Annotated in this window: 8 protein-coding genes and 2 pseudogenes; 3 read left to right on the forward strand and 7 right to left on the reverse strand. The window is 43.0% G+C overall.

The genetic code is table 11. The features are described from left to right. Positions 1 to 170 precede the first annotated feature (170 nt). Both D0463_RS18725 and hcp read right to left on the reverse strand, forming a co-directional pair. Positions 171 to 923, reverse strand: a complete 753-nt coding sequence (locus D0463_RS18725) for an alpha/beta fold hydrolase (RefSeq protein ID WP_117308868.1) — start codon at positions 921 to 923, stop codon at positions 171 to 173. Between the two features lie 181 nt (positions 924 to 1104). Continuing rightward, entirely contained in the window at positions 1105 to 2394 is a 1290-nt protein-coding gene (gene hcp, locus D0463_RS18730; RefSeq protein ID WP_117308869.1) for a hydroxylamine reductase, read from the reverse strand. A 252-nt stretch (positions 2395 to 2646) separates the two neighbouring features. Here hcp and D0463_RS18735 point away from each other — a divergent pair, with 252 nt between their 5' ends. After that, positions 2647 to 3117 (forward strand): Hsp20/alpha crystallin family protein, encoded by a 471-nt coding sequence (locus tag D0463_RS18735; RefSeq protein WP_117308870.1) that lies wholly within the window; start codon positions 2647 to 2649, stop codon positions 3115 to 3117. Between the two features lie 86 nt (positions 3118 to 3203). On the opposite strand, the gene D0463_RS18740 is transcribed toward D0463_RS18735, so the two are convergent. The 4 genes and pseudogenes from D0463_RS18740 to D0463_RS18755 form a co-directional block, all read right to left on the reverse strand. Further along, on the reverse strand, positions 3204 to 3788 hold the full coding sequence (locus tag D0463_RS18740) for a YppG family protein (protein WP_254052860.1): 585 nt from the start codon (positions 3786 to 3788) through the stop codon (positions 3204 to 3206). Positions 3789 to 3871: 83 nt separating this feature from the next. After that, positions 3872 to 4249 carry a YppE family protein gene (locus D0463_RS18745; protein WP_117308871.1) on the reverse strand — a complete coding sequence of 126 codons (378 nt, stop codon included), beginning with the start codon at positions 4247 to 4249 and terminating at the stop codon, positions 3872 to 3874. A 94-nt stretch (positions 4250 to 4343) separates the two neighbouring features. After that, complete coding sequence (locus tag D0463_RS18750) at positions 4344 to 4619, reverse strand: hypothetical protein (RefSeq protein ID WP_117308872.1); 276 nt, start codon at positions 4617 to 4619, stop codon at positions 4344 to 4346. A 659-nt stretch (positions 4620 to 5278) separates the two neighbouring features. Continuing rightward, a pseudogene (locus D0463_RS18755) lies at positions 5279 to 6273 on the reverse strand (DUF2515 family protein). 139 nt (positions 6274 to 6412) lie between these two features. Between D0463_RS18755 and recU the strand changes: the two are divergent. Together recU and D0463_RS18765 are read left to right on the forward strand one after the other, a co-directional pair. Continuing rightward, complete coding sequence (gene recU, locus D0463_RS18760; protein ID WP_117308873.1) at positions 6413 to 7024, forward strand: Holliday junction resolvase RecU; 612 nt, start codon at positions 6413 to 6415, stop codon at positions 7022 to 7024. 30 nt (positions 7025 to 7054) lie between these two features. Beyond that, positions 7055 to 9664: a transglycosylase domain-containing protein gene (locus D0463_RS18765; RefSeq protein ID WP_117308874.1), complete on the forward strand. Its 2610-nt coding sequence runs from the start codon at positions 7055 to 7057 to the stop codon at positions 9662 to 9664. 163 nt (positions 9665 to 9827) lie between these two features. Here the strand turns inward: D0463_RS18765 and D0463_RS18770 are convergent. Next, a pseudogene (locus D0463_RS18770) lies at positions 9828 to 10303 on the reverse strand (transposase); the annotation flags it as partial.

Consider the following 10303-nt stretch of genomic DNA (forward strand, 5'->3'; position numbering starts at 1 on the left):
AGGACGTTGAATCATCATCCATGCATAGGCACCGCACGAGAAAATGCGTATGCCTTTTCGAGGAGTTCGCATATCCTCGCCAATCAACTTTGTTGCAAAATTAACTGAGATATTACGTTAATCAATAATAAACCACCAGTTATGGTGAAGATCCAAGGTTAAGAATTTATTTAGCGCGGTACAAAACCCTTGATTTCATCGGCCACTCTCTGTGGATCTTCAAGCATGCCCATATGGCCGCTGTCCGGGAGCAAGACTTCTTTAATATAATCCTTGCCTTTAACCGAAAATGTTTTTTCCGGAGCAATCAGCTTGTCCTTCCCGCCTGCAATCAGGAGAACGGGAACGGTAGCATTCTCCATTACATGGTTGCGGTCTCCACGGTTTCGCATTGCCTTCAAAGAACCGATCGCGCCATTTACACTTGTTCTGTATCCTATCTCTTTAGCCGTTTTGATATGGAGATCTCCGCTATCCGCAAACAGCTTCGGGATCAATCCATCAATAAAAGTGTTCATCCCCTGGTTTTCGATTGTTTCGATCGATTTCAGACGGCCAGCCTTCGCTTCTTCACTATCAGGAAATGCTGTTGAGTGCATCAAGGAGAACCCCTTCACCATTTCAGGAAATTGTTCGACAAACGAAAGCGTAATATAGCCTCCGAGTGAATGCCCGAAAAGATACACATCCTTTACGTCAAGCCGCTTCAATAATTGGTATACGTCATCGGTCATATCTTCGATTTCAAATTCATTGTTCTCACAGGATGATTCTCCATGTCCTCTTAAATCGACAGCGATAATCCGAAAATCTTCCTTTAATAATGGAACGACATCCTTCCAATAGTCCCTGCTCCCGCAAAAACCATGGATAAGCACAATCGGCGTCCCTGTTCCATAATCAGCGTATGATAGTTCGGTCATATGTTCCTCCTTATGGCGGTATTTATTTCCTACTTCCCTTCTCGTTATATTCTAAACTAATCGTTCCACACAAATAAAGAAAACTCGTCGATTGACGAGCCTTTTAAGGCGAAGATAGAGACGTATTTGTACTTTCTGCCAAAAAAACCGTCCGGTCAGCGGACGGTTTCATTCAACTTTCTTATAGTGAAAGCATCGTTTCCATATCACCTTTTGCGTTTGTAATTAATATGAGATTAAATGTATCTTGCAGCACTTCTAATACACCCTCTGAAATGAATTCAGGCGGTTTTGGCCCGATTCGGATATCCTGGATGCCCAGACTGAACAGCCCCAGCAAAATGGCGACCGCTTTTTGCTCAAACCATGAAAGCACAATACTAACCGGCAATTCATTGATCGGACAATCGAATGCTTCCGCAAGCGCCGCCGCGATCTTTACGGTAGACACCGAGTTGTTGCACTGGCCGAGATCCATGTATCTCGGAATATTTGTGCCGGGTACGGTGCCATAGTCTACATCGTTAAATCTGAATTTACCGCATGAGGTCGTTAGAATTACCGTTTCCGGCGGTAATGAAGTCGCCAGTTCCCGGTAATATTCCCCGCCTTTTCCCGGAGCATCACAGCCGGCAATAACGAAGAAACGCTTTATCTTACCATCCTTGACTGCTTCGATTACCTCAGGAGCAATCCCAAGCACCGTTTGATGATGAAAACCGGTTAATAGTGTCTCATCGGATTGCATATTCGCTTCGGGCAACTGCAAGGCTTTTTCAATAAGCAGTGTAAAATCGTCATTTTCAATTTTGCGGACTCCTTCAAGTCCCGCCACCTCATAAGAAAAAAATCTGTCTGCATAAGTGCCTTTAATCGGCATGACACAATTAGTCGTCGCAAGGATCGCCCCTGGGAATTTCTCAAAAAGCCTTCTCTGGTCAAACCAAGCCTTTCCGATGTTTCCCTTCAGGTGCGGAAATCTCTTAAGGGCGGGATAGCCTTGGGCTGGAAGCATTTCCGAGTGAGTATAAATGTTAATCCCTTTACCCTCTGTCTGCTTCAACAGCTCTTCAAGCGCGAACAGGTTATGTCCAGTGACAACAATGCATTTTCCTTCTATTCTATTTTGGCTTACCCTAATTGGTTCAGGAACCCCAAGCCTTTCTGTATGTGCTTTATCTAAGAGTTCCATAACCCGGATTGCCGCCTTGCCAACCTTCATCGCCATGTCGATATGTTCCTGTGTGTTGAAATTGGAATTGGTTAAAGTCATGTATAGCGCTTCATGTGTAACCTGATCAACAAATGGATCGGTATAGCCAAGCTGTGCCGCATGTGTCCGATAGGCCGCGATACCTTTCAACGCAAATACGATTGTATCCTGAAGACTCGCAATATTCTCATCCTTACCGCATACCCCGATCACTTTACAGCCGCCAGTTGGCGTTTGCTCGCATTGATGACAAAACATATCTATTCCCCTCTCCTAATTATTAACATAACCAGCATACCAATAATAAAATGTATGTTTCGTGATGAACATCACAGTAATTGAAGATAATTCTTTGATTGGTGAACCTTTTTTTAAGATGCGATTAGGAGTGATGCACTCATGCAACTGGAAATTCCACGTAGATATAAGCGGAAAATCAGCAGGGAAATTCACCTTTGATTTCTGCATGACATAGCCTATTAAGTAGCGGTATTTGAAAGGAGATTAAATATGTCTGATTCAGAAAACAAAAAGAATCCAAAGCCTTCTCAGAGTGAGGTATTCAATGAATTCAAGACGACAATGGACCGGATTTTTGCCGAAAAGCCGTTGAAAGGAATTCTTCAATCAATGGATGATTTTTTCAGTGCGTCCCAAGAACGGAGCTTTCCTGTAGAAATCATTGAAAGGAAAACGGACTATCTCATTAGAGCCATTCTTCCCGGTATAAAAAGACAGCAAATCGATATAGAGATGCTCTCGCAGGGAGTGATTATCAGTGTGAAGAATCAAGAGACAGGTATTGAAACGAATGATAGCCAGCGCTTGTCCAAAAAGAAACATGCGTCAATCGCCCGTTCGAGGACCATCTCGCTTTCGAAGCCCATCGATGAACAGAAAGCCACAGCAAGCCATCGTGACGGGGTGCTGGAAATCAGAATTCCTAAACTTAAAGGAACGCGTATTTCCATAAATGAATAACAGTAAAAGGGCCATACCCTTCAGACCATGAGAAGCCTGCTTAGGCTTCCGATTTTCTGATCTGGGTTTGAGGCCCTTTTATCTTTTTAAACTTTAAGCTTATCGCCAAAACCTTTTACCATTGCCGATACTTGGCCGAACGTATTCATCATCTGTCCAGCTGTGTTCATCATCTTGTTAATATCCATCGAGCCATCCTGCAATTTGAACTGGTTCAGAACAGATTGAAGGCCTGAAGAATGCGGTTTTTTCAGGAATTGCTGCTTTGGATACGGATTGGCGATATATTGAGGTCCCCCTGCGGGCGGTCTTTTTTGAATCGGCTGCAACGGATTTTCGAATGGATTGAACGAATTTATTTTCTTTGGAGGCTGCTGAAACGGAATCGGAGTATATGGCTCGGGCGGCACCGGCATTTTGTATGGAGGCGGATACTGTTGCAGTACCTGCTGAGAACCTGGATATGCCTCCATTCCAGCCCCATATTGAGGGGGGGGCGCGTGGCCCGGGTAATATCCCATCCCGTTGTTTGCAGGCACTAGCATGTTCATTTCCTGGGGTACTGCAAACTGTCCGTGCATGTATGGATGTCCGTTCCAAAACTCCGGCATTGCATTTCTGTAATGACCGTTGTTTCTTTCCTGGCGGGAAACGGAGTTCCTGTTATTCACTAGACTTCCCTCCTTCTCTTCACATTGGCTCATATACTATATGTGATAGAGAAAAATTGGTGAATACATGGATACTGTGAACTTTAATCCATATCCATTTTTCGATTAATTTCCGTCAAAGTACTTAGCAGGATAAAATGGACGGACTGCACATGGCTTTTAAATCTCTTATAGCTTGTTTTTGGAAAAAAAGCTTGGACGGCCACATCAGATAGATTTTGTGACGCCTGGTCGATTTGTTGAGGGAAAAGATGCCTGAAGCTTTCTTCATTCATCCAGTTCTTCACTTGATCCGCCCATTCCAAACAAGTTTGATGGACTTCATCGGCAAAAGGTTTAACCACACTGTAAAAGTCTTTTTCCTGCCCGGTGGACCTTGCTTCTTCATATATTTGATCAGCTTTTTCACACATGCTGATTAACGTCTCGGTCAATTTTAGCGTTTTCGCTTTATCAATCATTTTTTCCTCCAGAATTTGAGTTGCCTACAGTATATATGAAATGTGGGCAAGCTTCAAAAGAAAAAGCAGCTGAAGGAGCTGCAACCTACCTACTCTAATATCCTAATTCAGGGTTGATGGGAAACTGCTTGTTAATCGCGCTATCTCTTTTTAAGATAAATGCTTGGTCTTCAAATTCCTTTACTTTCCAATTCTTTTCCGCTTTTTCAAATGCTTCCTGAACGGAATTCACCATCGCCATTTGATTTCCCCATAACTGACAGCGTTCCGTATTTAATCTCTCATCGATTGTTGATTCCAACTGGTCCAAGCGGGCACTAATCTCTCCAAACAATTCCAAAATATCCACGGCAGCTTTACTCGTTCCCATATCATGACCTCCTTCTCGTTTTATAGTATATTCTTTGCATTTCACGCGTTACCTTCACAGCTGACAAAACTAGAAGGGAATCGGCAAAGAAAGTAGATATTGTTTAAAGTTCTACCCGTTTTGACAAACCAAAGGAATGTTTATATGCATTTTACAAAAGCTAAACCCAGGAGGTGTTTGGATGAATTCGAATGAAAGCAAACAACAAAAGGAAAAAAAAGCTGAGAAACAGGAAGCCACTAAGGCTGGCCGGGGAAATCCCAAATTGTCAGGACCCGACCGTCCGTCAACTTAATCAACATGGATAAAAACGGGAAAGACTGAGAAGTCTTTCCCGTTTTTATCCAGATAGGAGAGCACTTTTTTGACTTTGAAAGTACGAATATGACTTGTGCAAACATCGCCACACAATGTGACGACGATCTTAGTCGCAGAATGCCCAGCCAGTTCTTATCCTAATGTAACTCATTTGCGTAAAACAAGACCTTTAGGTGATGGCTTACGCGGCCCAACTTGCCCAGGATGGTCTAACTTCATTATTCAAACTCGAGATTTATTATCTAAACTCTAGTTCTATTACCCAAACTCAGAATTTCGTTTGCCGCAGGACGTTGCAGATTTTAATCGATGTTCCTTACTTCCAGGTTACTTGGCGCTTTTCATATATTCTGCTTCTTTATTGAAAGCAATTCCTTTGTATAGATTATAAAGTGCAGTTGCTTTTGTTTTTTTCGGTACCAGTCATTCAGTTGGATGGCTGAAGGAAGAGTCGGTGTTTTAAACCACTTTTTCTTGATGGGCTTTTTCCTGTCCCATTGATTAAACGCATGCAATGAATGGGACATAATGGGATAAGCTATCCGTAAAAACGGGGTATCCCTTCGCTTATAATAAGGAAGATACTTTTCATAATCATGTCTGGATCCGGTCGGCTCTGTTGAACGGGCAAATTTATAAAAAGCCGGAAACAGCTCCGGATCGAATAATAACAATGAAAGTTTTTTTCCGAGTTCGATCCGCGCGTCAATGTTACGAAAGTCTGATACAGAAAGTCCGTAAATATCCCCAGAACACATCGGAAAAAGCACCGTGCTAAAATGCATCCAATCCTGAAAATTAAATAGAAGCGAATGAAACACAAACGGATTGTAAAAATCATGGCGGATTACCGGTTCCTCGATTACATTTTGCTCATTGATAATGAGCGCATCGATCAATCTTCTTTCATCACGGCTATTCCAAAATAATGTCCATTCCTTCTCAGAGAACTCGGATATTGAAAAATATCTGAATAAGTGAAACAAAGATGCTTTGTATTTCGTCGAATAATGATAGAGCAAAAGTTGGGGTACGCATCATGAAAAATGAGCCAATTGGCACGCTCATATGTGATGAACAACACATGTTGAAAGCGTGGGGAGACGATTTTCGGCATCCATTTGCCTTCAAGATCACACATATTCCAGCCGGCATTTCGTGATACCATTCCTGCCAGGAAGGCCCATTTGATTTCAGGGTGGATGGAATAGTAGTATTCATAGGCTTTTGTTCTGGATATATTGTCTTTATTCCATTTTTCTGTTAAAGTATTAATTTTCTTAATGAGATTTTGTTCAAATGTTGTCAAAGCGTTATACGGATTGGTTCGCTCCACTCAGGTTCACCTCTTTCGTTTAAAATCATCTTGTTCCAGACGTTGTTCAATGTTATCGTTTTTAGAAGTAAACACTTTTATTCAACACTTGCTTACTTTTTTGCTATCATAGATGAGTGTTAAACTAAGGAGGGGTTTTATGGCTTTCCATTACCCTAATGGACGAAGGTTTGTTCAGGCCGCTTCAAAAGCGAATGCACGTCCATTGAAACAAATGAGCTATAGCAACCGCGGAAAAACGCTAGAGGATGATTTGAATGACAGCAATGAATACTATTTGGCAAATGGCATTGCCGTCATCCATAAAAAGCCGGTACCGATTCAAATAGTCGATGTGCATTATCCGCAAAGAAGTGCGGCAGTCATTAAGGAGGCGTACTTCAAACAAGCATCGACGACTGATTACAATGGTGTCTATCAAGGAAAATATATCGATTTTGAAGCAAAGGAAACGAAAAGCCCGACATCCTTTCCGCTTAAAAATTTCCATGAACACCAGATAGAGCATATGAATGATGTCGTAAAGCAAGGCGGTATTGCTTTTGTGATCATGAGATTTACTGCTTCCGGCGAAACATACCTGATGGAATCTACTACACTAGCCCTGTTTTGGGACAGGATGTTGTCAGGCGGGAGAAAGTCGATCACTAAAGACGAAGTCGAAGAGAGCTCAATTAAAATGCTGCTCGGATTTCAACCGCGAATTGACTATATTAAAGTCATAGACTTGCTCATGGCTGAAAAAAATTAGGTTGTTTTTTTAGAAAGGCAGGTAGCTGTAATGGCTGAAAAATATAAAACACGAGAAGAACGCCGAAAGCAAAATGAGGCGCAGAAAAAAGGAAAACAGAAGAAAAAACCAAAAGGCCTTTTCAAACGGATTTTTCTGTTTCTAATCACATTGGGAATTATCGGCATGCTTGCAGGAGGCGCAACCTTCGCCTATTTCATCAGCGATGCACCAGAGCTGGATGAAAAACTGCTAAAAGATCCGGTTCCTTCCATTATTAAAGATGAAGAAGGAAATGAAATTACGGAAGTTGGCCCTGAAAAACGGGAATATGTAGCTTATGAAGACGTACCAAAGCTTGTGGAGAATGCTTTCCTTGCAACCGAGGATGTCCGCTTTTATGAGCATCATGGCGTTGATGTCAGACGCCTAGGCGGTGCCGTGTTAGCCAATGTCACCGACGGATTTGGTTCTCAAGGTGCAAGCACATTGACCCAGCAGGTCGTTAAACGCTCCTATTTAACACCAGATAAAACGTTAAAACGAAAAGCACAGGAAATGTGGCTTTCCATCCAGCTTGAACAAAAGTACACGAAGCAGGAAATCTTTGAGATGTACATCAATAAAATTTTCTTTTCCGAGCGTGCGAACGGGATTGCGACTGCAGCCGATGTCTATTATGGAAAAGAACTGAAAGAGCTGGAATTGCACGAAGCAGCGTTGCTAGTCGGCCTTCCGCAAAGTCCTAACCGCTATAATCCTTATGATTATCCCGAACGCGGGGAAAAACGCCGGAACGTTGTGCTTCATTTGATGAATAAACATGGCTTTATCACCAAGGATGAAATGGAAAAGGCACAGGCCATCCCCGTTGAGCAGGGACTTGCAAAACGAGGAAAAAACAATGCCGATACCTCTCCTTACGATGTTTTCGTTGACCAGGTGATCAAGGAAGTTGAGGAGATGGGTGATTATAACATCTCGGCTGACGGGCTTGAAATTTATACGACTATTGATAAAGATGCCCAAGAATATGTACACAAAATGATGACTACGAATGAAGTCATTCAATTCCCAAGTGAAAAATTGCAAACCGGGATTACACTGCTTGATACGAAAACCGGGGAAATCCGTGCTATCGGAGGTTCAAGAAAAGATGAATTCAATGCAGGGTTCAACTTTGCTACGGATACCAAGCGTTCCCCCGGATCCACTATTAAACCGATCCTGGATTACGGGCCGGCGGTTGAGCATTTGAAATGGTCCACCTATGAACAAATTCTTGATGAACCCTATAAATACTCGACTGGTCAAAAGATAAATAACGCTTCGAGAAGGCATTATGGAAAAGTGAGTGCCCGGGAAGCACTCGGACGCTCATTAAATATTCCTGCCCTCAAGACAGCCCAGGAAGTAGGTTTGGAACGGGCTCAGGAATTTGGTGAAGATTTGGGTATACCATTCAAGAAACCGATGACGGAATCCGGTGCCATAGGAGCAGGTCTGGGTGTCTCCTCCCTCCAAATGGCTGGGGCATACAGCGCCTTTGGAAACGGCGGCATTTATAATGAACCGCATACCGTCAAAAAGATCGTTTTAAGGGATAAAACCACTACAATTAAAAACAAAGCGGAATCAAGGGCCGTTATGAAAGATTCCACTGCCTTTATCGTCACCGACATGCTAAAAAGCGTGTTAACAGCCGGCTACGGTACCGGGAGAGCAGCTAATATACCGGGGTTGCCGGTAGCTGGAAAGACCGGGACAACCAACTATACCGAGGAAGAAAAGCGGGATTATAATGTAGAGCCCGGAGGTGCGCCGGATTCATGGTTTGTCGGCTATACGACAAACTATACCGCCGCCGTTTGGACCGGTTATGACAATAAAAGAAATTTTTTAGGTAAAAGCTCACAGGCGATCCCGAAAGAAGCCTTCCGCAAGTTAATGTCACACGTTTCTCAAGGGAAGGAAACGAAAGACTTTAAAAAACCAAGCAGTGTCGTGAAGGTCGGCATTGTTAAGGGCTCTGATCCGGCAATGCTGCCAAGTGAGTATACGCCGAAAGATCGAATCGTTTATGAATACTTTGTTAAAGGAACCGAACCGACACAAGTAACGAAGGAATTCGATAAACTGGAAGGTCCACAAAATGTAAAAGCGTCATTTGATGAGGAATCCAAGGAAATTAAGCTGGAATGGGATTATCCTGAATCAGATGAGGATGTTGAATTTGAGGTCAAGGTTGCAGTTGATGGCGCGGGTGAAAGAGTGTTGAGTGTGGATGATGGCATGGAATTAACCATTGCTAATCCTGCTCCTGGTGCATATACATTCTCCGTTACCGCTATATCTGACGATCAAAGAAGCGAACCGGCTTCTGCAGCTGTCCAAGTTCCTGATCCAAACGAAGAGGAAGAAGAACAGCCGGAAACCGATCCTGAAGAATTGCCACCTGGGGAATTACCACCTGGGGAATTACCACCTGGGGAAGGTAACGGGAATGGACAGGGTAATGGTAATGGCAATGGACAGGGCAATGGGAATGGTAATGGTAATAATAGAGATGACGAAGAGGAAGAGGAACCAGAGGAAGGTGGCAACCCAGGTAATGGCGGCAATGGAAGAGGGCCGGACGTACCAGTTGAAAGTAACCAGTAATCGTGTATCACCAGTATAAGCAAAAACGTCTAAGCTCAATGCTTAGACGTTTCAGATTGTCGACAAAAGGGGTTCGGAATGGTCTCATTCCGAACTCCTTTTTAGTAATTATTTCTATTTTTGCTTATTTTGAGTGTGAATGGACCTCACTTAGCCTTATTTATTAGGCCATTTCTGGACCTTGCCATGTCCAGTTTTCCATCTTCTTCAAATTCATGGCAGCGAAAGTAAGCATCGCCTGCATCGACAATTTTTTAAGTCCCCTTAACTTTGTCCCACGCATGCCATGCTTTTCTTTTGCATCTGCGAATACGCGTTCTATCGTTTCTTTGCGTTCCGCATAGATTGGTTTTACATCCTTGCGGTGTCGCAAATGATCTGTTTCCTCTACATAATCCTGCCAAATATGCCTCGTCACCACTTTTTGATGGTCCTTGCTTCCGGTACATTGGGATAGTTTGGGCAGCCAGCGCAAATGTGCTTAGGTGATTTATACTCACGATAGCCTTCCTTGTTATTTGTAGAGTAATTCAGAACCTGCCCTGCAGGGCAGAGGTAACAGTCGAAGTGTTCATCATACACATAGTCATGCTTTTTGAAAAACCCATCTTTTGTGCGAGGTCTTGTATAAGGCATCGC

The organism is Bacillus sp. V59.32b (assembly GCF_003429085.1).
Lineage (GTDB): Bacteria > Bacillota > Bacilli > Bacillales > DSM-1321 > Peribacillus.

Bases quoted from the DNA above. Each gene is read 5' to 3' on its own strand.
- D0463_RS18725 (WP_117308868.1), bottom strand. From the start codon at position 923: ATGACCGAACTATCATACGCTGATTATGGAACAGGGACGCCGATTGTG.
- hcp (WP_117308869.1), bottom strand. From the start codon at position 2,394: ATGTTTTGTCATCAATGCGAGCAAACGCCAACTGGCGGCTGTAAAGTG.
- D0463_RS18735 (WP_117308870.1), top strand. From the start codon at position 2,647: ATGTCTGATTCAGAAAACAAAAAGAATCCAAAGCCTTCTCAGAGTGAG.
- D0463_RS18745 (WP_117308871.1), bottom strand. From the start codon at position 4,249: ATGATTGATAAAGCGAAAACGCTAAAATTGACCGAGACGTTAATCAGC.
- D0463_RS18750 (WP_117308872.1), bottom strand. From the start codon at position 4,619: ATGGGAACGAGTAAAGCTGCCGTGGATATTTTGGAATTGTTTGGAGAG.
- recU (WP_117308873.1), top strand. From the start codon at position 6,413: ATGGCTTTCCATTACCCTAATGGACGAAGGTTTGTTCAGGCCGCTTCA.
- D0463_RS18765 (WP_117308874.1), top strand. From the start codon at position 7,055: ATGGCTGAAAAATATAAAACACGAGAAGAACGCCGAAAGCAAAATGAG.